20 protein-coding genes and 4 pseudogenes are annotated in these 20,918 nt (G+C 68.7%); 16 read left to right on the top strand and 8 right to left on the bottom strand.

All coding sequences use genetic code 11. The features are described from left to right. The first annotated feature begins 162 nt into the window (after window positions 1-162). Genes ABZ027_RS01400 through ABZ027_RS01385 form a run of 4 tightly spaced genes read left to right on the top strand, consistent with a single transcriptional unit; the run spans window position 163 to window position 4,039 of the window. Window positions 163-1,101 carry a transporter substrate-binding domain-containing protein gene (locus tag ABZ027_RS01400; protein ID WP_356763441.1) on the top strand — a complete coding sequence of 313 codons (939 nt, stop codon included), beginning with the start codon at window positions 163-165 and terminating at the stop codon, window positions 1,099-1,101. A gap of 9 nt (window positions 1,102-1,110) precedes the next feature. After that, window positions 1,111-1,902 (top strand): amino acid ABC transporter permease, encoded by a 792-nt coding sequence (locus ABZ027_RS01395; protein ID WP_356763109.1) that lies wholly within the window; start codon window positions 1,111-1,113, stop codon window positions 1,900-1,902. Continuing rightward, entirely contained in the window at window positions 1,899-2,693 is a 795-nt protein-coding gene (locus ABZ027_RS01390; protein WP_356763107.1) for an amino acid ABC transporter ATP-binding protein, read from the top strand. Before ABZ027_RS01395 ends, ABZ027_RS01390 begins: the two co-directional genes overlap by 4 nt. Next, complete coding sequence (locus ABZ027_RS01385; RefSeq protein WP_356763105.1) at window positions 2,690-4,039, top strand: FAD-dependent oxidoreductase; 1,350 nt, start codon at window positions 2,690-2,692, stop codon at window positions 4,037-4,039. The genes ABZ027_RS01390 and ABZ027_RS01385 overlap by 4 nt, the downstream gene beginning before the upstream one ends. Before the next feature lie 47 nt (window positions 4,040-4,086). On the opposite strand, the pseudogene ABZ027_RS01380 reads toward ABZ027_RS01385, so the two are convergent. Next, window positions 4,087-4,212 (bottom strand): annotated as a pseudogene (locus ABZ027_RS01380) (peptide-methionine (R)-S-oxide reductase); the annotation flags it as partial. Between the two features lie 455 nt (window positions 4,213-4,667). Here ABZ027_RS01380 and ABZ027_RS01375 point away from each other — a divergent pair. Together ABZ027_RS01375 and ABZ027_RS01370 are read left to right on the top strand one after the other, a co-directional pair. Further along, window positions 4,668-4,825, top strand: a pseudogene (locus ABZ027_RS01375) (transposase); the annotation flags it as partial. A gap of 54 nt (window positions 4,826-4,879) precedes the next feature. Then, the gene (locus tag ABZ027_RS01370; RefSeq protein ID WP_356763103.1) at window positions 4,880-5,407 is read left to right on the top strand and encodes a hypothetical protein; all 528 of its coding nucleotides are present in this window, start codon (window positions 4,880-4,882) and stop codon (window positions 5,405-5,407) included. A 17-nt stretch (window positions 5,408-5,424) separates the two neighbouring features. Here ABZ027_RS01370 and ABZ027_RS01365 read toward each other — a convergent pair. Continuing rightward, window positions 5,425-5,643 (bottom strand): annotated as a pseudogene (locus ABZ027_RS01365) (transposase); the annotation flags it as partial. Window positions 5,644-5,805: 162 nt separating this feature from the next. Between ABZ027_RS01365 and ABZ027_RS01360 the strand changes: the two are divergent. The 3 genes and pseudogenes from ABZ027_RS01360 to ABZ027_RS01350 form a co-directional block, all read left to right on the top strand. Next, a complete protein-coding gene (locus ABZ027_RS01360; protein WP_356763439.1) occupies window positions 5,806-5,952 on the top strand; it encodes a helix-turn-helix domain-containing protein in 147 nt (48 codons plus the stop codon). A 314-nt stretch (window positions 5,953-6,266) separates the two neighbouring features. Next, window positions 6,267-8,057, top strand: a complete 1,791-nt coding sequence (locus tag ABZ027_RS01355) for a serine/threonine-protein kinase (protein WP_356763101.1) — start codon at window positions 6,267-6,269, stop codon at window positions 8,055-8,057. A 32-nt stretch (window positions 8,058-8,089) separates the two neighbouring features. Further along, window positions 8,090-8,392 (top strand): annotated as a pseudogene (locus ABZ027_RS01350) (helix-turn-helix domain-containing protein); the annotation flags it as partial. On the opposite strand, the gene ABZ027_RS01345 reads toward ABZ027_RS01350, so the two are convergent. Both ABZ027_RS01345 and ABZ027_RS01340 read right to left on the bottom strand, forming a co-directional pair. Beyond that, a complete protein-coding gene (locus ABZ027_RS01345) occupies window positions 8,355-8,510 on the bottom strand; it encodes a YrhB domain-containing protein (RefSeq protein ID WP_356763437.1) in 156 nt (51 codons plus the stop codon). The pseudogene ABZ027_RS01350 and the gene ABZ027_RS01345 sit on opposite strands and share 38 nt — an antisense overlap. A gap of 303 nt (window positions 8,511-8,813) precedes the next feature. After that, window positions 8,814-10,094: a transposase gene (locus tag ABZ027_RS01340; protein WP_356763099.1), complete on the bottom strand. Its 1,281-nt coding sequence runs from the start codon at window positions 10,092-10,094 to the stop codon at window positions 8,814-8,816. 22 nt (window positions 10,095-10,116) lie between these two features. Here ABZ027_RS01340 and ABZ027_RS01335 point away from each other — a divergent pair, with 22 nt between their 5' ends. Continuing rightward, a complete protein-coding gene (locus tag ABZ027_RS01335) occupies window positions 10,117-10,281 on the top strand; it encodes a transposase (RefSeq protein ID WP_356763097.1) in 165 nt (54 codons plus the stop codon). 364 nt (window positions 10,282-10,645) lie between these two features. On the opposite strand, the gene msrB is transcribed toward ABZ027_RS01335, so the two are convergent. The 4 genes from msrB to ABZ027_RS01315 form a co-directional block, all read right to left on the bottom strand. Then, window positions 10,646-11,053 (bottom strand): peptide-methionine (R)-S-oxide reductase MsrB, encoded by a 408-nt coding sequence (gene msrB, locus ABZ027_RS01330; RefSeq protein WP_356763095.1) that lies wholly within the window; start codon window positions 11,051-11,053, stop codon window positions 10,646-10,648. Between the two features lie 47 nt (window positions 11,054-11,100). Next, the gene (murC, locus tag ABZ027_RS01325) at window positions 11,101-12,495 is read right to left on the bottom strand and encodes a UDP-N-acetylmuramate--L-alanine ligase (protein WP_356763093.1); all 1,395 of its coding nucleotides are present in this window, start codon (window positions 12,493-12,495) and stop codon (window positions 11,101-11,103) included. 303 nt (window positions 12,496-12,798) lie between these two features. Then, window positions 12,799-13,272: an indole-3-glycerol phosphate synthase gene (locus tag ABZ027_RS01320; protein WP_356763435.1), complete on the bottom strand. Its 474-nt coding sequence runs from the start codon at window positions 13,270-13,272 to the stop codon at window positions 12,799-12,801. Window positions 13,273-13,490: 218 nt separating this feature from the next. Continuing rightward, window positions 13,491-14,294 (bottom strand): pyrimidine reductase family protein, encoded by an 804-nt coding sequence (locus tag ABZ027_RS01315; RefSeq protein ID WP_356763092.1) that lies wholly within the window; start codon window positions 14,292-14,294, stop codon window positions 13,491-13,493. Between the two features lie 265 nt (window positions 14,295-14,559). On the opposite strand from ABZ027_RS01315, the gene zapE reads away from it, so the two are divergent. The 6 genes from zapE (at window position 14,560) to ABZ027_RS01285 (ending at window position 20,912) form a co-directional block, all read left to right on the top strand. Continuing rightward, window positions 14,560-15,681 carry a cell division protein ZapE gene (gene zapE / locus ABZ027_RS01310; RefSeq protein ID WP_356763090.1) on the top strand — a complete coding sequence of 374 codons (1,122 nt, stop codon included), beginning with the start codon at window positions 14,560-14,562 and terminating at the stop codon, window positions 15,679-15,681. A 284-nt stretch (window positions 15,682-15,965) separates the two neighbouring features. Then, a complete protein-coding gene (locus ABZ027_RS01305) occupies window positions 15,966-16,358 on the top strand; it encodes a hypothetical protein (protein ID WP_356763088.1) in 393 nt (130 codons plus the stop codon). 81 nt (window positions 16,359-16,439) lie between these two features. Continuing rightward, a complete protein-coding gene (locus ABZ027_RS01300; RefSeq protein WP_356763086.1) occupies window positions 16,440-17,018 on the top strand; it encodes a carbonic anhydrase in 579 nt (192 codons plus the stop codon). 8 nt (window positions 17,019-17,026) lie between these two features. After that, window positions 17,027-18,517, top strand: a complete 1,491-nt coding sequence (locus ABZ027_RS01295) for a SulP family inorganic anion transporter (RefSeq protein WP_356763084.1) — start codon at window positions 17,027-17,029, stop codon at window positions 18,515-18,517. Window positions 18,518-18,676: 159 nt separating this feature from the next. Further along, the gene (locus tag ABZ027_RS01290) at window positions 18,677-19,453 is read left to right on the top strand and encodes a slipin family protein (protein ID WP_356763082.1); all 777 of its coding nucleotides are present in this window, start codon (window positions 18,677-18,679) and stop codon (window positions 19,451-19,453) included. A 91-nt stretch (window positions 19,454-19,544) separates the two neighbouring features. Then, window positions 19,545-20,912, top strand: a complete 1,368-nt coding sequence (locus tag ABZ027_RS01285) for a PhoX family protein (RefSeq protein WP_356763080.1) — start codon at window positions 19,545-19,547, stop codon at window positions 20,910-20,912. The last annotated feature ends 6 nt before the right edge of the window (window positions 20,913-20,918 follow it).

The following is a 20,918-nucleotide window of genomic DNA, read 5'->3' as shown; positions in this document are numbered from 1 at the left end:
AACGTACAGGCGATCGAACGATTTCGGCCACAACTTCGTACGAAGTGAACGGTGACGTGCGACGGAACCCCTCCATAACGTATGGCCCCACCACCTCCCCGCCGAGGGCACCGCGCAGTGAACGGCGGGTTCCTTCAGTGCCGATACGGAAGGCCCGTGCCGATGATCCGTGCGCGCTCGCTCACACTCGCCCTGTCCGCCCTGCTGTCGCTGTCCACGGTCGCCGCGTGCGGTTCGGACAGCGACGCCCCGACGAAGGTCTCCGCGAAGACCGCCTCGCTGGGCACGCTCACGCCCGGCGTCATCAAGGTCGCCGTACAGCCGTACGCGCCCTACACCAGTGTCCGGGGAAACAAGATCGTCGGTCTGGACGGCGACATCCTCGCCTACGCGGCCAAGAAGCTGGGCCTGGAGATCAAGCCACAGGTCACCGACTTCGCCGGCATGCTCGCCGGGGTGCAGTCACGCCGGGTGGACATCACCATCGGCGGGGTCGCCTGGTCCGCCGACCGGCAGAAACAGGGCCTGTTCACCGATCCGCCCTACTACTCGCCCCCGGCGATGGCGGTGCGCGACGGGAAGACGTACCGGACCGTCGACGACCTGAAGGGCCTGAACCTCGGCACGGTCGAGGGCTATGTCTGGGTCAAGTCGATCCAGGACGTGCCCGGCGCCAAGCTGCACGCCTACCCGGACGCCAACGGCGTCTTCGACGACCTCGGGGCGGGCCGCGTCGACGTCGGCTTCCTCGACCCGCTGATCATCATCGCGGCGCAGAAGCAGCGCCCGGAACTGAAGATCAGCACGCAGTACCTGACGCCGCCGACCGCCGCGCAGGTCAAGGCAAAGCCCTCCTACCAGTACTTCCAGCCCTACCAGACCGGCTTCTACCTGCCCAAGCAGGACACGAAGCTGGAGAAGGCGATCTCCGCGCAGATCGACGCCATGTACAAGAACGGCGAGATGGCCAAGCTCGTCAGGAAGTACGGCGGCGACCCCCAGCAGTTCCTCGAGCCCGCCGCCGAGGTCGCCACCGCCCGCCGCGGCGTGGACCGGCCCGCCGACTGGAATCCGCCGTCCGTCGCACCTTCCGGTCAGTGAGGGGATGACATGTCCGGTCTCTTCCAGGTCCCCTGGTCCGACTACCGGCCCGACCTGATCGACGCGCTCGGCCGTACCGTCTCGTACACGGTGGTCAGCTTCGTCGGCGCGGTGCTGCTGGGCCTCGCGGTGGCACTGCTGCGGCTGAGCCGGGCCTGGCCCGCGCGGACCGTGGCCGCCGTCTACACCGAGGTGTTCAAGAACGTCCCGCTGCTGGCCATCATCTTCCTGACGTACTTCGGCCTGGCGTCGGCCGGGATCCGGCTGGACGTGTTCACGGCCGGCTGTCTGAGCCTCGTCGTCTTCTACGCCGCCTACCTCTCCGAGATCTTCCGCTCCGCGATCGGCGGGGTGCACGCCGGACAGACCGAGGCGGGCGAGGCACTGGGGCTCGGTCGGGCGGGCATCTTCGGCCAGGTGGTGCTGCCGCAGGCGGTCCGTCAGGCGCTGCCCGGCACCAACACCATGCTGGTCGACCTGCTGAAGTCCACCTCGCTGCTGGTCACCGTCTCCGCGGCCGAGCTGATGTCCGAGGGGCGGCTGATCACCTCGGCCACGTTCCGGGCCCTGGAGGTGTACCTGGTCATCTCCGGTCTGTACTTCGCGCTGTGCTATCCGCTCTCCCAGCTCCTGCTGCTGCTGGAACGCAAGGTACGGGCGGGCGTCCCCCTGTCCCCGTGGCGGCGACGCAGGGTGCGCGCGGCCCGCGTGCTGCTCGCGGCGGACATCGGCACGGGCCTTGCCACGGACGTCGGCACGGACATCGGCACGGACCTCGAACGCAAGGAGGCGACGGCATGACCGAGCCCCTCACCACGGCGGAAGCAGTACCCCCGGCCCGCACCGAAGCGGTCGTCCGCATCGAGGGTCTGCGCAAGTCCTTCGACGGCCGGGTGGTCCTCGACGACGTGGACCTGGAGGTCGGCCGCGGCCGCATCGTGAGCGTCATCGGCCAGAGCGGCGGCGGCAAGACGACCCTGATGCGCTGCGTCAACCTGCTGGAACGCCCGGACCGGGGCACGGTCGAGGTGGCCGGCGAGGTGGTGCACCAGGGCGGCCGGACGGTCTGCCGTGACCTGCCGCGGCTGCGCCGCACCGTCGGCATGGTGTTCCAGCGTTTCCATCTGTTCCCGCATCTCACGGCGGTGGAGAACGTCGTCCTCGCCCAGCGCAGAGCGGGCATCCCGGAGCAGGAGGCGCTGGAGCGCGCCGTGGCGCTGCTGCGCCGGGTCGGCGTGGCCCACCGCGGCCTCGCCCAGCCCGAGCAGCTCTCCGGCGGTGAACAGCAGCGCGTCGCCATCGCCAGGGCGCTGGCGCTGCGGCCCGAGGTCCTGCTCTTCGACGAACCCACCTCCTCGCTGGATCCGGAGGCCACCCGGGAGGTGCTGAGCGTGATGCGCGAACTCGCCGCGGACGGCATGACGATGCTGCTGGTCACCCACGAACTCCCCTTCGCCCGGGAGGTGTCCGACCACGTCGTCTTCGTCGACGGCGGGAGGATCGTGGAGGAGGGCAGGCCGCGGGACGTCATCGACAACCCCGCCCGGGCCCGTACCCGGGAGTTCCTCGCCGCGTACGGATCCACGTCATGAGCACGGCGCCCGGCCCGGTGGGCGCCGGACCCGTCGTGGGTGCCGGACCCGTCGTGGTCGTGGGGGGCGGTGTCGTGGGCCTGTGCACGGCGTACTACCTGGCGGCGGCGGGGCTGCCGGTCGAGATCGTCGAACGGCGTGGACTGGGCTCCGGGGTGTCCCGGGGCAACGCGGGCTGGATCTGCCTCAGCCACTCCACTCCTGTCCCCGCGCCGGGTGTCGTCCGCTACGCGCTGCGCTCCCTCGGGCGCCCGGACTCGCCGCTGTATCTGCGTCCGCTGCCCGACCCGGCCTTCGTACGGTGGCTGTGGCGGTTCTGGCGCAGCAGCACCCCGGAGACCTTCCGGCGCGGTTATGCGGCGATCGCCGAGCTGAACCGCACCACCTTCGATCTCTTCGACGGCCTGCGCGAGGCCGGCGTCGAGACGACCCTGACGCGTCCCGGGATGGTGCACGCCTTCCTGTCCGCGGCCGAGGCCCGCCACCACCTAGCGGTGCAGCGGGAGATGGCGGACGGCCGCTACCCGATGCCCGACGACGTCGTCACCGGCGATGGGGCCCGGTCGCTGGACGACGCTCTGTCGAGCGGGGTGCGGGCGGCGTACCTCGTCGAGGGCGAGGGCGTGGTGGACCCGGAGGCGTTCGCTCGAGGGCTCGGGGAGTCACTCGCCGCCAGCGGGGTGAAGATCCGCGAGCAGGCGGACGTCACCGGGTTCCGGTCCTCGGCCGGACGGGTCACCGCGGTGCGGACCACTCAGGGTGAGATCGCCTGCACGGCCGTCGTCGTCGCGGCCGGGATGCGGTCCGCCGGGTTGCTGAGCGACCTGGGCGCCCCGCTGCCGCTCCAGGCGGGCAAGGGCTACAGCTTCTCGGTCGACCTGACCCCGGCGCCCCGGCACACCCTGTACTTCGGGGAACGCCGGGCGGTCGCCTCACCGATCGGCGCGACCACCCGGATCGGCGGGACGATGGAGCTCAGCGGCAACAACAACCGCCTCGACTGGCGCCGGGTGGTGGCCGTGGCCCTCGCCAGCCGGCACTACCTGGGCCCCTGGTTCGACGACCCGGACGACCTGGTGGGCCTGATCCGCGATCCCTGGGTCGGCGGCCGGCCCTTCCTGCCGGACGGGCTCCCGGTCATCGACCGAGTCCCGGGCCACGACAACGTTTTCGCGGCCACGGGACACGGCATGCTGGGCGTCACCCTGGGCCCGGTCACCGGCCACCACCTGGCCGAGTTCGTCCGCACCGGCCGCCGCCCCGAGGAACTGTCCCCGTTCCGCTTCGACCGGCTGCGGGGCCGGCTCAGCCCTCGTCGGGGACCGGCCGGGACAGACGGCGGTTGACACCCACGGATCCGACCGGGACGCGAATGCCCGGCCCGGCGCTCCGCTCAGCCCTCGTCGGACGTCAGCTGCAGCGAGATGTTGTTGATGCGGTAACGCTGGTCGGTCGGGGTCGAATACCCCTCCTCCTCGATCACATGCCCGAGGTGCGATCCACAGCGCGCGCACCGCACCAAATGGGCCATATTGCATCCGATGCAACATGCGACATCGGCGATGAAGGGCCTGCTGCCAGTTCGAACGGCACTTTGTGCGGGGCCCTTTGGATAGAAGAGCGGGCTTGATCAGGCTGGAGCTCGCGGTTCCTCGGTTGCGTCCTGGAAAGTGGTATACGGGCTCCCACCTGATCCGGGCGTTTGGCCCGGCGTCGGAGTGAGGGTCCGGATATGAGAACGGCCACCGGCTGATCTTTCAAGATGACCAAGTCTTTGAAGGAGACCAGCACGATGACCGCACCCGGCAGTCTGCCCCTGCACGCCCTCGCGGAAGGGAAGACAATCTCGCCTCGGCGAGTCCGGACCTGCTGCGCGCGATGGCCAAGACGTTCGCCGATACGCTCATGTCAGCGGAAGCCGATGCCCTCTGCAACGCCGAATACGGGCAGGTCAGCGAAGGCGGCCGGACTATCTGGCTCGCCTTCCTGCGTTCCCTGGCCGCCCGCGGCCTGTCCGGCGTCCAGTTCGTCGTCTCCGACGCCATGCCGACCTCGTCGACGCCATCGGCGCGATCCTCCCCGGTGCTTCGTGGCTGCGACGCCGCACCCACTTTGCGAGGAACTTGCTGAGCCAGGTTTCGGGTCGGTGATCAGCGGCTGTCGAGGCCTCGATAGATTGACACCCCATGGAACTCTGGGGAGCACGCCTCTATGGGAACCCTTGTCGGGACTGCGGATTCGACTGGTCGTTGACCCCGCGCGAAGCCATTGGGCAGATCGAGGATATGCCTGCACGATACGCGGCCTTGGTGAAGGGGCGCCGAGGTGATGAACGGCACCCGAAGCTTGCCTGGAACGTCGCCGCCTACACCAGCCACGTCACCGACAATCTGCGAAACTGGGCCGAGCGACTGGTCGGGGCGAGGCTCGCGGGTGTGCGCCAAGTCCCCGGTTACGACCAAGACCTTCTGGCACAGGCCCGCTACTACAACGACGTCTCCTTGACGGGGGCTTTGTGGTCGCTTCAACGGGCGGCCGATGCCTGGGACAAATCGGTGTGTGCCGCGCTGAATGAGAACGTAGTGCTTGAGCATGCCGATCGTGGCGTCCAGCGGGCCGGGGATGTGGCGCTCAACAACGCCCACGACGCCGCCCATCACGCCTGGGACATCGAGCGAATCTTGGCGTACGTCGATCAGGCAACCAGAAGCTGAGCCAGGAAGGTTGTTCCTCAAGGGCGAAGCCAGAGCCGGATGGCAGTCACGGTGACGGTGCCGCGGAAGACGTAGGCACGCTTGTCGTACTTCGTGGCGAGGGACCGAAACCCCTTGAGCGCGTTCATGGTTCGCTCGGCCTCGTTCCTGCGCCGGTAGATCTGTTTGTCGAATCCGGTGGGCCGATGTCGGCGACGGCTTAAGAGTGGACCAGTGACGGGGCTTGAAAGTGGACCTCCTAGTGTCCTGAGTCGTTGGTTTGCTTGCGGTTATAGGGTGGGGTGATGCCTGGTCCGGAAGCCGTTGCCGCTGAGTTGTCCGATCACGAAGGTCGGGTGTTGCGTGGCTAGTTGCGTAAGCGGACGGCGTCTCAGGCTTTGGGGTTGCGGTCGAGGACCGTGCTGGCGTGCGCGGAGGGCCTGGAGAACGCGCGGGGGGCGGACGATCTGGGCGTCTCGCGAGAGACAGAACGCAAGTGGGTGTCCCGGTTCGCCGCGAACCGGCTGGAGAGCCTGGCGGACCGACCGCGTTCGGGGCCACCGTGAGGGTCACCGACGAGCAGGTCGAAGCCCTGGTCGCCAGGACGCTCGGCCAGGCACCACCGACGGGTGATTCGCACTGGCCGACGCGTTCGATGGCGGAGGCGGAGGGCATGTCGCAGTCGGCCGCCTCGCGGATCTGGCGGGCGTTCGGCCTCAAGCCGCACATCGTGGAGACCTGGAAGCTGTCGACTGACCCGCGGTTCGTGACCACGGGTCCGCGACGTGGCGGGCATCTACCTCGCCCCGCCGGAGAACGCTTTGGTCCTGGCGGCAATTGGCCGACGTCACCGCCCCGAGGAGGTCAGTAGGGTGGGTTCATGCCGAAGCATGAACCGTTCGTCGTCGACGGAGTCACTTACGAGCGCGATTCAGCTCTGGGAGAGGGCGGATCAGCCGTGGTGTGGAAGGCCCGCCGTAAGCCCGACGGTCAGGTGTTCGCAGTCAAACGGATTGAGAAGGACCGCGGCGCGGACTCGGCTCGCAACAGGCGTTTCAAGCAGGAGATCGAGTACGGACAGACATCGAGCCACCCGAACGTCGTGAGTATCCACGCGCGCTCAGAGGACGCGAAATTCTTCTACTGCGTCATGGACTTCTACCCGATGACGCTGCGAAACGTGATCAACGACGAAACCGATGCTGACGTGCTTCTCGACTACGTGCGCCAGCTCTGCGATGCGCTCGCGTACGTGCACGGCGACGGCATAGTGCATCGCGACATCAAACCTGAGAATGTCCTCGTCGACCCTGATGCGCGCCGGCTCGTCCTGGCCGACTTCGGCATCGCGCATTTCAAGGACTCCTCGCTCACGAATCGCGGGGACCTCTTAGCGAACCGGAACTACCTCGCCCCCGAGCAGATGGTGAGGAACAACGCCCTCGGTATCGGCAAGCCGGCGGACATCTTTGCACTCGGCCTCGTCATAACCGAGATGTTCACGAAGCAGAACGCCCGAGGGCGACGACACGCGCTTGTGCGCGACCGCTATCCCTTCCTGGCCGACCTCGACCTGATCATTGAACAGATGCTTCTCCAAGACGAGGCGCAGCGGCTCCGCATCGACACCGTACGCGGCATGCTTCGGGTAACCCTTCAGCGGCTCGACTCGGCAATCGAGGAGATCTCCGATGATCTGCGCCCCAACGAAGCGCCCGCCGACAGCTCGTCCGGCGAGGTCGAGCGGATCCTCGGCCGTGCCGCCAGAGACGTGCTGTCGGCGAAGCATGTCTTCGAGCGGGTCGCCGACGGAGAGCTCGGCCGATTCAACCTCAACTATCACTGCGAGGTTGCGTACCGGGTGAGCACGGAGCTGTTCAATACGTGTGCTCAAGCCGTTGTATATGCCTTGTGCAAGGCGAAGTTCGACTATGAGGGCTCCGGGCGGTGGGGCGAGAACGATGACGCTCTCGTGTTGTCGGCCGCCAAGCTGGGACTCCAACGCGAGCTGGAGACGATTCTGGCTGATTTCCCCCTCCCTCAGTCTTCGCGCTGGGGCGGTCTGCCACGGCGGTCGGCTCACTTGTTCCGGTTCTGCAAGGACTACCACTGCGAAGAGCTGCTGACGAGCATCCGCGAATCTGTCTACGGTGAAGGCAATGGCTCGTTGCGGACGAATCTGATCAGCGCCCCCATCCTCTGGATCGCCCGCTGGATTCGTACGAATCTGGACACCGACTACCTGGAGTTCGACAAAACAGTTCGCGAGGACATCGGTTTCGAGCGCCACCTCTCGGTGCTCTGGGACGAGACGCTTCCGTTGGATTCGGCCCGAGAAGCGGTGGGAGTGGATCTGTTGACCGAGCCGCTCAACGCCGACTACGTCGCCGGCACACTGCAGGCGCTTGAAGCGAAGTGGGATGTCTCCGTGGGAGAGCTCGTAGACGGTGAGTACTCGGTCATGTTCCGGTCACGCAACGCGTACCGCTGCTTCCACGACGAGGCGCTCGACCTCGCGGAACCGGGCTCAGTATTCGAAGCCGACGTCCTCGATCTGCTCCGCCCTGAGGCGGAGTTCGACGACCTGGTCGCACTCAGATGGGATCGGGACTTCGACGTGGCCATCACGCTCGGGAAGGTCCTCGGCACCCGCAAGGGTCTAGTGTCCTGAGTCCAGTTCAAGGGCGGTCATAGGATGGGGTGGTGGCTGGTCCGAAGCCGTTGTCGCTGGAGTTGTCCGATCACGAACGCCAGGTGCTGAGTGGCTGGTTGCATAAGCGGACGGCGTCTCAGGCGTTGGTGTTGCGGTCGAGGATCGTGCTGGCGTGTGCGGAGGGTCGGGCGAACGCGCAGGTCGCGCTCGATCTGGGTGTCTCGCGGGAGACGGTGCGCAAGTGGCGGGCCCGATTCTTGGCGGATCGGCTGGAGGGCCTGGTGGACCGGCCGCGTTCGGGGGCTCCGCGGAAGATCACGGACGAGCAGGTTGAGGCCCTGGTCGCCAGAACGCCAGCATGAGCTCCGGGTTCCGGGTGCGTACGAACTCCTCGGTGGTCCAGGAGACAATCCACACCAGCTCGTGCTCCTCAACGTCGACCACGGACATCCGCATAGCGTCCACGCCCACAGCCCGCCACTGTTGATAGTCGCGCTCCGGCTGGTCCTCGACAGCCTGAACGGCGGCCTCTCGCTCGATCACGCATGCAGCTTCCTGCACCGAGCCCTCTCCCGACCAGCAAATTCGCACGGTCCAAAGACACGACGAGGGGGCTGAGGGCGTTCTTGGCCAGGAATACGACAACAACGGAACAAGTGCCTGCGCCGGTACCGGTGCGCATCAACCCCTGGGCCGGGTCCTGGATCAGCTCCACCCTGTCGGTGTCCTTCGGGTCTTGAAGTGCTCTCCCGGCTGAAGCCGGGAGATTCCTGCTTACCTTGCGGCAGCGGGCTTGACGCGCTTCGCGCGCCTGACGACTGCCCTCCCGGCAGCCGGGACGAGCGCGAGGCCCATCCTGTACAGATGCAAGACGTTGCGGGCTGCGTTGTGGTCGGCATTGCCCGACCAGCCGCAGTCCGGGTTCTTGCACACGAACACAGCCTGGGACTCCCTGCTGCCGGGCGTGGTGAAGCCGCAGGCTGAGCAGCGCCGGGATGTGCCGGGGGCGGGGGCCTTGACCAGGGTGCCGCCGTGCTGAGTGGTTTTGTACGTCAGCATGGTGACTGTGCGGCCCCATGCCTCCTGGCTGATGGAGCGGTTCAGCCCGGCTTTCTGGGCAACGTTCTTACCAGGTTCCTCGACGGTTCCCTTGGCGGACTTAACCATGTTCGTGATGGTGAGTGCTTCGACCACTACGGTGCCGTAGGTGCGGGCGATGGCGGTGGTGGTCTTGTGCTGCCAGTCCAGGGCCCGGCGCTTGGCTTTCGCGCGCACTCCTGAGATCTGGTCGTAGGTGTGCTGCAGTCGGCGACTGGTGCGTTCGCCGCGCTTGCGGTGCTGCTTACGCTGCGCGGCGCGCTGCTCCAGGTGCAGAAGCCTGGCCTTCTCCTCCTCCGTCAGCCATGCGCCGTGCTCGTAGGTTTCGCCGTCCGAGAGGGCGACGGGCACGGTGACGCCCACGTCGATGCCGATGTCCGGCCCCTGGTGGGGCTCGGGCCTCCTCTGAAGGGTCTGGACACGGAAGGCGATGTGCCAACCGAGCGCGTCCTTGATCAGCCGGGCCCCGGTGATCCGGTTCTTCGCACTTGCACGCTTGCCCACGGGCAAGTCTTTGGTCCACCGGAAGCGGACACGGCCCACCTTGGGAAGGTTGACCATGCCCCAGCGGCGGTGCACGCGGACGATGTTCAGGTCGCGGCCCTGCGGGATGTCCACGGACATCACCGTGCGGGGACGGCCCTTGAAGTTCGGGGCGTCGGTGCGGCCGTCCCAGCAGTTCTTCCATGCCTGGAAGTACGTCTTGAGTACTGCTTGCGCGGCCTGCGCGGGCAGGACGGCCAGGAAGTCGATGTCCTCGCGGGCCTGGCGAATCGCGGCATCCGCGTGTGGGAGAGTCCGCTTTTCCTTCGGCATCATCCGCCACCACGCGTGTAGCAGGTTCCACATCGTGCGGGCCGCGTGCGCCTGATCATCCGCCGCGCGAACCCCGGCAGGCGACAGTGCAAGCCGGGCGCGGTGCCCGAACTGCCGCTTGACCAGGGTGCCTTGGCTCACGATCGAAACCTAGCATTGGTTTATGTCACCACGCTGTGACACTGATCCCGATGTCAGAACCGGTCGCCAAGTTGTCTACAACTTGCACGCTCACTTAATTTTCGTCACCGAGTACCGGCGGAATTCGTTCACCGACGCCATGCTGGCTCGCACCGAAGAGATCACGCGGGAGGTCTGCGCCGACTAGTCAGCCGCACCTCGTCACACCTCAGGGGCCACGTGAGTTCCATCCCGCCACGCTCACACCGGGATGACGTGAACGTCCGGCGGCTGCAGCACCTCCAGGTACGCGTGGATGTCATCCGGATCACTGGTAAAGATCACCGCGCTGCCGTGCCGGGCAGCAGCCAGCGCCCACCCATGCGTCCACCGCGTCCGGCCGCTTCACTGATGGCGAGTGGGTCGTTGTCTGCTCGGGTGTCCACCTCCTCCGTCGGGGGCACCTTCTGCGTTCTGTGAATCGGTTCACGGGCTCTGCCTCGATGCCCCGCGCGGAACCTCCGCACGGGGCATCACTTCTACTCACCGGCACTGCAACAAGCGGCTGCCGTTCACTCCTCGTCCGGTGTCAACCGCAACGAGATCGAGTTGATGCAGTACCGCTGATCCGTCGGCGTCGCATACCCCTCGCCCTCGAACACATGCCCAAGATGCGACCCGCACCGAGCACACCTGACCTCGGTCCGCACCATCCCATGCGACCGATCCTCGATAAGGTCCACAGCATCAGAGTCGCGTGGATCGTAGAAGGACGGCCAGCCGCAGTGCGACTCGAACTTCGTGGTGGAGGTGAACAGTTCGGCACCGCACGCGCGGCAGGAGTAGACGCCCTGGGTCTTGGTGTCGGTGTACTCACCCGTGAAGGCGGGCTCGGTCCCCGCCTGACGCAGCACGGCGTACTCGGACGGGGTCAGCTCCGCGCGCCACTGCTCGTCCGGCTTCTCGACGTCGTACGACATGTCGGCCAACCCCTTTTCCTCGGTCTGAGGTGTCTGATCTGTGCGAGTCACTTCTGGGCGAGGCGGTCCAAGATCCGCGGACCGAGGTCCGTCACATCTCCCGCGCCCATGGTGAGAACGAGATCACCGGGCTTCGCCATTCCCGCGACCAGCTCCGGCACCTCGTCCTTGTCGTGGACGGCGGTCACATCCGCGCCCGCGGCCCGGGCGGCCGCCATGATCAGCTCGCTCGTCACCCCGGGGATCGGGTCCTCGCGGGCCGGGTAGATGTCGAGGACCACCGAGGCGTCGGCCAGCGCCAGGGCCTGGCCCATCTCCTTGCCCAGCTCCTGGGTGCGGGAGAACAGGTGCGGCTGGTAGACGACCAGGATGCGGGCGTCCCCGGCCGCCGCGCGCATGGCCTCCAGGTCCGCCGTCATCTCGGTCGGGTGGTGGGCGTAGGAGTCGACGACCTGCACACCCGCCTCCTCGCCCTTCAGCTGGAGGCGCCGCTTGACGCCCGTGTACGCGGCCAGCGCCGGGGCCAGTTCGGCGGCAGGGACGCCCAGCGCCACACCGGCGGCCAGCGCGGCCACCGCGTTGTGCGCGTAGTGCCGGCCGGGCACCGAGACCGTGAAGGTGTACTCCTCGCCGTCCAGCAGGACGGTGACCTCGCTCTTCAGCCCTTGGGCCGTCACGGACAGGACCCGTACGTCCGCATCCTCCGACTCGCCGTACGTCACCACCCCCAGGTCACCGGCCGCCACGCGCCGCGTCAGCTCGCGCGCGCCGTCCTGGTCCGCCGCGATCACCAGCGTGCCGCCCTCGATGACCCGGCCGGCGAACGTCTCGAAGGACTCGTAGATCTCGTCCATCGACGCGTAGTTCGCGTGGTGGTCGAGCTCGACGTTGAGGACGATCGCGACCTCGGGGGCGTACTTGTGAAAGCTGCGGTCGCTTTCGTCCGCCTCGGCGACGAAGATCTCGCCGTCGCCGTGCCGGGCGTTGGAGCCGGGGACGTCCAGGTCCCCGCCGATCGCGTACGACGGCTGAAGGCCCAGCTCGGTCAGCGACACGGCGAGCATGGACGTGGTCGTGGTCTTGCCGTGGGTGCCGGCAACCGCGATCGGACGCAGGCCGTCCATCAGGCGGGCGAGGGCGTCCGCACGGTGGACCACCGGGATGCCCAGCTCGGCCGCCCGCGCCAGCTCCGGGTTGTCGGCCCGGATCGCCGACGAGACGACGACACAGGTGGCGTCGTCGGCCAGATGCCCGGCGGCGTGCCCGATGTGCACGGTCACACCGAGCGCCCGCAGCGCCTCGGCGGTCCCGGTCTCCTTGGCGTCGCTGCCCGCGACACGGGCCCCGCGCTGCGCGAGGATCTTCGCGATCCCCGACATCCCGGCGCCGCCGATGCCGATGAAGTGCGGTCGGTCCATGGCGGTGGGGAGGCCGGGTGCCATGTGCGTTTCTCCCAGGGGTGCGAGACGACGGGTGAGGCCCCACCTTATTGCGCACGAAGGCCGCGGCCGACCCAGGGGCGCGGGGAACCGCGCGACCAGCCAGGACGGGCCGACGTCAGAAGGGCCCTAGGGGGTGTCCGCAAAGTCGCGTCGTCCGCCCGGAGGGCGGGCCCTGCGGCGTCCGGTGCGTGCTCTCGGCGTGCCGGGCGGGCGCCCGCGTACTGGTCGTACTCGGGTGTTCGCCCGGTGCGGCGAGAGGGCGTGCCGGGCGTCGCGGGGCAGGCGGGACTTTGCGGACACCCCCTACGCCTTGCTGTGGGAGAACAGCTTCAGCACCGGCACCCCCACCTTGTGGCGCGCTCGTGACGCCCAGTCCCGGTGGAAGAACTCCTCGACGTAGTGGGGGTCGGTCAGCACGATGACCTCGTCCGCGCCGATCTGCTCCACGAGGGACTTCAACGCGTCCAGCGGGTGGTCCTCGATCAGTCGCCCGTCCGCCTCGCTGCCGGTCGCCCGCAGGGCCCGCAGGGACACGTCGAGCGCCTGCTCCGCCGGGCCCCTCGCCTCCTGCCCCTCCGGCGTCTCCCGCTCACGGGCGGCGTCGTCGAGCTCGCCGAGCGCGACGTCGTCGATGGCCCGCAGCAGCCGGTCCGCCTGGTCGCCGCGCGGCTGCAGCAGCACCTGGAAGGCGACCTGCTCGTCACCGTGCAAGGTGGTGACGAACTCCACGTCGGCGGACGTCAGGGCCTTCTCGATCATCAAAACGCTTGTGAACACCAAACACCCCTTCTCCTTCGCAGACCCGGGCGGGTCTTGATGTCCTCCGTCGGCCTGCCAGCCCCTGCGGAAACCATCCTGCCCCGTGATCGCACGGGTACTGCCGGATTCAGTGTGCCCGTCGGAATTCAATTGGATCGGAATATTTCGGCGATGACGGTGCCAGTGGTACCAGTCGCGGCATTCCCGGACAAGCTGCACGGACGGCCGGGCCGGGCTCAGGTCCGCCGGTACCGGCTGAACAGGAATCCCTCCTCCTCCAGCAGGGAGACCAGGGCGAACCGCTGCGGCACCCTGACCGAGGGCCCCCCGGCGATGCGCTGCGCGTCCCCCGCGGTGAGCATCGGGGCCACGGTCAGGCACAGTTCGTCGAGCACCCCGGCGGTCACCAGCTGACCGAGCAGCCGTGGTCCGCCCTCGGTGAGCTGCCGGGTGTGACCGAGCTCGGCCAGTGCCCGCACGGCACGGGCGGGCTCCACGCCGACTCCGTCCCCGGCGGTCACCACCCGGGCGCCGGCCTTCTCGGCGGTGGCGATCCGGTCCGGTGCCGCGGCGGCGCCCGTGAGGATCAGGGTGGGCACCAGGGGCGAGGTGAACAGCGGGAGTGAGAAGTCCAGGTCCAGGCTCGCGCTGACCACCGCGATCGCCGGTACTGGGCCCTGCCCGGCCGCCTCCCGGGCCGCGCTGAACTCCTCGCGCGCGCGTGCCGGGCGGTACCCCTCCTGGCGTACCGTTTCAGCGCCGACGACGACCACGTCCGCGAGGGCCCGCAGGGTGCCGAAGATCCGCATGTCGGCCGCGCTGGAGATGGGCTGCGAACGTCCGTCGTGCTGGGCGGCCCCGTCGAGCGTGGACACCATGTTGGCCCGCAACCAGGCCCCCGGCCCACCGGCCCCGGCCTCGGGTTCCGGCTCGGGGTAGGCATAGGCCTCGGCCAGCTCGGCGAGGCTCCACTCCCCCTCCCCGCGGGGTGGGGCCACCGTCTCGGCTGTCTCGTCGGTCACAGGGAACAGGCGTCGCATGCCGTGAAGTGTTCCACGCGTACGGGAAACCTCACTTCCGGAAATCCCGCCGTTCCGGCCGCCCCGGCGAAGACGGGCCGGACCCGCGGAAACACCGCCACCGCACGGGCTTCACCTGAAACCCCGCCGCCCGAAACCCCCGGCGTCCAGGCCTCCCGGGCGGACGGCGGCCGGACCGCGGGGTCGGCCACCTCGTCGGCGCCCCCGGCCCCGCCGAAGCGGGGCCATCCGGCCCCGCCTCCGGCAGGGCCTAGCATGGGTGACCGTGTCTACCACCCCCGCCGCGTCCGGATTCGGCCCCATGGCCGACGCCGCCCCACTGTCCCTGTGCGCCCGTGAGCCGCATGTCCCCGCGGATCGACTGGTCGCTGAGATGGTGCCGCCGCCGCGGTTCGACTCGGTGCGTTTCAGCACGTACATCCCGGACCCGAATCAGCCGAGCCAGACGGAGGCGGTAGGGGCCTTGGAGTCCTTCGCCGCCGGGCTCGGCGGCGCGCACGCCACCGGCGCCGGCCGGCGTGGTGGTTTCCTCGGCCTCGGCCGGGGCTTCGGCAGGGCCAAGGCACCCAGCACCCCGGCGGGCCCCCGCGGCGTCTACCTCGACGGCGGGTACGGCGTCGGCAAGACGCACCTGCTGGCCTCCCTCTGGCACGCGACCCCGGCCGAGCCCGCGCTCAAGGCGTTCGGCACGTTCGTCGAACTCACCAACCTCGTCGGCGCCCTCGGCTTCCAGAAGACCGTCCAGACTCTCTCCGGGCACCGTCTGCTGTGCATCGACGAGTTCGAGCTGGACGACCCCGGCGACACCGTCCTCGTCTCGACGCTGCTCGGCAAGCTGGTCGACGCGGGTGTCGCGCTCGCCGCCACCTCCAACACCCTGCCGGGCAAGCTCGGCGAGGGCCGCTTCGCGGCGGTCGACTTCCTGCGTGAGATACAGGGCCTGTCCGCGCACTTCCGCGCGCTGCGCATCGACGGCGAGGACTATCGCCACCGCGGCCTGCCCAAGGCCCCGGCGCCCCACAGCGACGAGCAGGTCACCCGGGCCGCGCGGACCACGCCGGGTGCCTCACTGGACGCCTTCCCGCAGTTGCTGGAGCACCTCGCCCGCGTCCACCCCAGCCGCTACGGCGCCCTGACCGACGACCTGCGGGCGGTCTGCCTCACCGACGTCCAGGCGGTGCCCGACCAGTCGACGGCCCTGAGGCTCGTCGTCCTCGCGGACCGGCTCTACGACCGTGAAGTCCCGGTCCTGGCCTCGGGCGCGCCCTTCGACCGGCTGTTCAGCGAGGAGATGCTGAACGGCGGCTACCGCAAGAAGTACTTCCGCGCGATCTCCCGACTGACCGCTCTGGCACGGGACGCCGAGGGACTCGTCGAGCCGAGCTGACCCCACCGATCTCGCCGATCTCACCGGTCACACCGATCTCACGGGTCTGACCGGTCGGACCGCTGACCGGGTCGAACTCCCGGCCCCTACCCGAACGATTCACCAAGATCAAGAGACGGTTCGCGCCACCGATACAGCGGGCTTCAGCCTCTCTTCAGCTCGTAACGTTAAGTTAACCCTGCAAATGGCTTTGCAGGGTTAATGTGTTTCTTGACCAGCCATTGACCAACCGTTGGTCCGGACTTGAGCTGAGCCGGAGTCACGACTCACCTGGAGGGGGGCGCATGTTCCGAGGTAGACCGGTACGCGTCGCGTTGGCCCTCGTCGCTGCCACCCTCCTGGCTCTCCAGTTCTTCGCTCCCACCGCTTCCTTCGCAACCGCGCATACCGCCCGTCAAGCAGTGGCCAAAGCCCAGCCCGGGGTCAAGCTCGCCGGGAAGCCGCTGCGCGACGAGGTCGCCACGCACCACCACTGCGTTCGCACGGGAGGCCCGGCCGGTCCCCTGCACACCCGCGACCGGCATCGCACCGTCGACTTCGCCCCGTCGGGGCCCGAGCGCCCGATACCGGCCCAGGACCGGGCGGACGCGCGCGAACAGGTGCCGGCCGGCGCGTTCGAGCTGTCGAGACCCCCGACAGCGCACTCCCCGGCCACACTCCAGGTCTTCCGCTGCTGACAGCAGAGCAGTAGTTCTCTCCCCCCACCTCTGTCATGTAAGCCCGACGCGCCTCAAGCGCGCCAGGAGGAGTCACCACATATGCAGCCCCTCATCGACAACGCCCGCACGTTCGGACAGCGCCCTGAGGAGTTCGCCAAGCTGGCCGAAGGCCAGTCACCGCAGGTCCTGTTCATCACCTGCTCCGATTCCCGGGTCATCCCGGCACTGATCACGGGCGCCCGTCCCGGCGAGCTCTTCGAGCTGCGCACCGCGGGCAACATCGTCCCCCCGTACGCCTCCGAGCACCCCACCAGCGAGGCGGCCACCATCGAGTACGCCGTGGAGGTGCTGGGGGTCCGCGACATCGTGGTCTGCGGCCACTCGCACTGCGGCGCCGTCGGCGCCCTGGTCCGCGGCGACGACCTGACCGCCGTACCGGCTGTGCGTGACTGGCTCACCCAGGCCACACCGAGCCCGAAGGGCGCGGTCGAGGACCCGTGCGTGGCCGAGGGCGTGCAGAGCCACGTCCTGGCGCAGGTACTGCGGCTGCGTTCGTACCCGTTCATCGACAAGAAGCTGGCGGAGGGTCAGCTCACCCTGCACGCCTGGTACTACGAGGTGCACACCGGGTCGGTGCTGACCCACGACGTTTCCTCCGACACCTACCGCGCACTGTGAGGGCCGCCGTGGAGAACCGAAGCAAGTTCCCTCATCTGAAGCAGGATTTCGCCGCCTCCCTCGTCGTCTTCCTGGTCGCGCTGCCGCTGTGCGTCGGCGTGGCCGTCGCCTCCGGCGTACCGGCCGAGCTCGGCCTCGTCACCGGCATCGTCGGCGGTATCGTCACCGGCCTCATGCGGGGCAGCAGCCTCCAGGTCTCAGGACCGGCGGCGGGTCTGACCGTGCTCGTGTTCGAGGCGGTGAACGAGTTCGGACTGCCCGCGCTCGGTGTGATCGTGCTGGCCGCCGGACTGCTCCAGCTCGTCATGGGCGCCCTGAAGCTGGGGCGCTATTTCCGGGCGATATCCGTCTCGGTCGTCGAGGGCATGCTGGCCGGCATCGGCCTCGTGCTCATCGCCGGCCAGCTGTACTCGGCGGCGGGCCTGAAGGCGCCCACCTCCGGCCTCGACAAGATCCTGGGGCTGCCCGGGGCCGCGGCCGACGCGCTCGGCAGCACCGAGGCGCTCGCCTCGCTCGCGGTCGGCGCGGGCGCGATCGCGATCATGGTCCTGTGGAAGCGGCTGCCGAAGCAGGTACGGACGGTGCCCGGGGCGCTCGCGGCGGTCGTCCTGGCCACCGCGGTCACTCAGGTGTTCGGTCTGCCGATCGCCACCGTCGAGGTGAACGGCCTGCTGGACTCCATCCAGCCGCCCGGGATGGACGCCTTCGGCGAGCTGGGCAACCCGGCCATCTTCGGCACGATCATCGCCTTCACCCTGATCGCCTCCGCCGAGAGCCTGTTCAGCGCGGCCGCCGTGGACCGGCTGCACGACGGTCCGCGCACCGAGTACGACAAGGAGCTCATGGCTCAGGGCGCGGGCAACGCGGTGTGCGGCGCGCTCGGCGCGCTGCCGATGACCGCGGTCATCGTGCGCAGCTCCGCCAACGTCGCGGCGGGCGCCAAGACCAAGGCGTCCCGGGTGCTGCACGGTGTGTGGCTGGTGCTGTTCGCGGTGCTGCTGCCGTCGACCCTGGCGCTGATCCCGCTGCCCGCGCTGGCCGGCATCCTGGTCCACGCGGGGTGGAAGCTGATCCCCTTCAAGGGGATCGTGTCGCTGTGGCGGGACCACCGTGGTGAGGCGCTGATCCTGATGGTCACGGCCGTGTCCATCGTCGCGGTGAACATGTTCGAGGGCGTGCTGATCGGTCTGGCGCTGTCCGTGGTCAAGACCGCCTGGGAGGCCTCGCACCTCAAGATGGAGGTCGTCGACAAGGGCGCCGGCCCCGTCCAGGTGTACCTGTCGGGCAACGCGACCTTCCTCAGGCTGCCGAAGATCCTCGACAGCCTGGAGGCCCAGCCCCAGGACCGCCCGGTCGTGCTCGACCTGTCCGGGCTGCACCACCTGGACCACGCCTGCCGTACGGCACTGGAGAACTGGGCCGAACGGCACAGCGCGGTCGGCACGGAACCGGTCCAGGTCACCGAGCCCGAGCCGATGAAAGTCACCACGGCGTCATAGATGAGCGAGTCGGTGGGGGAGCCGGTCGAGGAACCGGTGCGAGCCACCGCTCCGTAGCCTCACCGGTGCCTGGTCCGGGGTCTGTCGTGGCCCCCGACCAGGCACCGGGCATATCGTTGCAGGAGCAGACATAACGGGCCTCTTCCCGAGGAGGTCGGGATGCTCCAGGATCTTGTCGCGGCGGCCGTGGCCGCCGGTGTCGCCGGCTTCGTGTACCTCGTCTCGGCTGCGCGGGTCGTCAAGCAGTACGAGCGCGGTGTGGTCTTCCGACTCGGACGGCTCGCCGGTGACGTGCGGCCGCCCGGATTCACCACGGTGGTGCCGTTCGTGGACCGGCTGCACAAGGTGAACATGCAGATCGTCACGATGCCGGTGCCGGGCCAGGAGGGCATCACCCGCGACAACGTGACCGTGCGGGTGGACGCCGTCGTGTACTTCAAGGTGGTCGACGCGGCGAACGCCCTCGTCCAGGTCGAGGACTACCGGTTCGCCGTCTCGCAGATGGCACAGACCTCGCTGCGTTCGATCATCGGCAAGAGCGATCTGGACGACCTGCTGTCCGACCGCGAGAAACTCAACCAGGGCCTGGAGCTGATGATCGACAGTCCGGCCGTGGGCTGGGGTGTGCAGATCGACCGGGTGGAGATCAAGGACGTCTCGCTGCCGGACACGATGAAGCGTTCCATGGCCCGGCAGGCCGAGGCGGACCGTGAGCGGCGGGCCCGGATCATCAACGCGGACGCCGAACTCCAGGCCTCCAAGAAACTCGCCGAGGCCGCCCAGCAGATGGAGGACACCCCCTCGGCACTCCAGCTGCGGCTGTTGCAGACGATCGTGGCGGTCGCCGCCGAGAAGAACTCCACGCTGGTCCTGCCCTTCCCGGTGGAGCTGTTGCGTTTCCTCGAAAGGGCGCAGGACCACCCCGCCGACCGGTGACACGCCACGCGCGTGGTTCCCGCGGCCCGACCCAGGTGATAGACACAGCGGCGTCACAGTTCCTGTCCGCCAGCAGGAAGGTCGCACCGCCATGTCCGCAACACGACGTCACGTCCTCGCCCGGTCCGGCGCCCTGGGAATGGGCATCGCCTTCACCGGAGCCCTCCCCGAACTCTTCGCGGGCACCGCCGCCGCCCAGTCCCTCGGCCACACCGGCTACGGGCCCCTCGTCCCCGACCCGAAGGGCCTGCTCGACCTGCCGAAAGGATTCCGCTACCGGGTCCTCTCCCGCGAGGGCGACCCGCTGCTCTCCGGCGAGGGCAAGGTCCCCTCCCACCACGACGGCATGTCGGCCTTCCCGGGCAGACACGGCCGCGTCCACCTGGTCCGCAACCACGAGAACCGCGCCACCGCCGAACTCCCCGTCCCGACGATCAAGGGCCTCACCTACGACCCGGCCGGCAAGGGCGGCTGTACGGCCCTCACCCTGGATGCCCGGGGCGATGTGCTGTCCGAGCGGGTCGCGATCGCCGGAACCGCGGTCAACTGCGCGGGCGGACCGACCCCTTGGGGCACCTGGCTGACCTGCGAGGAGACCGAGGACAAGGCCGGGACCAACGGCTACACCAAGGACCACGGCTTCATCTTCGAGGTGGACCCGGTCGACCCGCACCGCTCAGGCGCCGTCCCGCTGACCGCGATGGGCCGCTTCCAGCACGAGGCGATCGCCGTCGACCCGAAGCGGGGCGTCGTCTACGAGACCGAGGACGCCTTCCTCAAGCCCTTCGGCCTCTTCTACCGCTTCCTGCCCGAGAAACCCCTCGGCGGCCTCGGTTCGCTGCGCGCCGGCGGCCGGCTCCAGGCGATGCGGGTACCGGGCCTGCCCGATCTGTCCTCGATCCAGGATGCGGGCGCCTCCTTCACCGGCATCGAGTGGGTCGACGTACCGGACCCGCTCGCCGCCGAAACTCCGATCCGCCTCCAGGACTTCGGCCCCGAGGGCATCACGCACGCGCAGAAGCTGGAGGGCTGCTACTGGGGCGGGAAGAACGTCTACTTCGTGTCGTCGTTCGCGCACAGCGCGGAGGGGTCTGCGGCCGACCATTTCGGGCAGATCTGGCGTTACGACCCGTCGGCGCGCCGGTTGACCCTGGTGATCGTCTTCGGCCCGGACACCGACGTGCAGCTGCCGGGCGAGTCCCCGGACAACATCTGTCTCGCTCCCAGCGGCGGTCTGATGGTCTGCGAGGACGGCAACGGCGCTCAGCACGTCTTCGGCGTCACCGGGCGCGGCGAGGTGTACGCCATGGCTCGTAACCGCCAGAACCTGGGCACGGCGCAGGAGCCGGAGTGGGGCGAGTTCGCAGGAGTGACCTTCTCCCCCGACGGCAACACGATGTACGTGAACTGCTACACGCCCGGAACTACGTTCGCGGTGACCGGACCGTGGCGTAGGTAGCCGGAC

It is taken from the genome of Streptomyces sp. NPDC006332, assembly GCF_040612855.1.
In the GTDB taxonomy this organism is placed as follows: domain Bacteria; phylum Actinomycetota; class Actinomycetes; order Streptomycetales; family Streptomycetaceae; genus Streptomyces.
Note: the sequence above shows the minus strand (reverse complement) of the source record. Positions and strands in the feature narration are given on the sequence as shown.

Bases quoted from the DNA above. Each gene is read 5' to 3' on its own strand.
- ABZ027_RS01400 (WP_356763441.1), top strand. From the start codon at position 163: ATGATCCGTGCGCGCTCGCTCACACTCGCCCTGTCCGCCCTGCTGTCG.
- ABZ027_RS01395 (WP_356763109.1), top strand. From the start codon at position 1,111: ATGTCCGGTCTCTTCCAGGTCCCCTGGTCCGACTACCGGCCCGACCTG.
- ABZ027_RS01390 (WP_356763107.1), top strand. From the start codon at position 1,899: ATGACCGAGCCCCTCACCACGGCGGAAGCAGTACCCCCGGCCCGCACC.
- ABZ027_RS01385 (WP_356763105.1), top strand. From the start codon at position 2,690: ATGAGCACGGCGCCCGGCCCGGTGGGCGCCGGACCCGTCGTGGGTGCC.
- ABZ027_RS01370 (WP_356763103.1), top strand. From the start codon at position 4,880: ATGGAACTCTGGGGAGCACGCCTCTATGGGAACCCTTGTCGGGACTGC.
- ABZ027_RS01355 (WP_356763101.1), top strand. From the start codon at position 6,267: ATGCCGAAGCATGAACCGTTCGTCGTCGACGGAGTCACTTACGAGCGC.
- ABZ027_RS01335 (WP_356763097.1), top strand. From the start codon at position 10,117: ATGTCACCACGCTGTGACACTGATCCCGATGTCAGAACCGGTCGCCAA.
- msrB (WP_356763095.1), bottom strand. From the start codon at position 11,053: ATGTCGTACGACGTCGAGAAGCCGGACGAGCAGTGGCGCGCGGAGCTG.
- murC (WP_356763093.1), bottom strand. From the start codon at position 12,495: ATGGCACCCGGCCTCCCCACCGCCATGGACCGACCGCACTTCATCGGC.
- ABZ027_RS01315 (WP_356763092.1), bottom strand. From the start codon at position 14,294: ATGCGACGCCTGTTCCCTGTGACCGACGAGACAGCCGAGACGGTGGCC.
- ABZ027_RS01305 (WP_356763088.1), top strand. From the start codon at position 15,966: ATGTTCCGAGGTAGACCGGTACGCGTCGCGTTGGCCCTCGTCGCTGCC.
- ABZ027_RS01300 (WP_356763086.1), top strand. From the start codon at position 16,440: ATGCAGCCCCTCATCGACAACGCCCGCACGTTCGGACAGCGCCCTGAG.
- ABZ027_RS01290 (WP_356763082.1), top strand. From the start codon at position 18,677: ATGCTCCAGGATCTTGTCGCGGCGGCCGTGGCCGCCGGTGTCGCCGGC.
- ABZ027_RS01285 (WP_356763080.1), top strand. From the start codon at position 19,545: ATGTCCGCAACACGACGTCACGTCCTCGCCCGGTCCGGCGCCCTGGGA.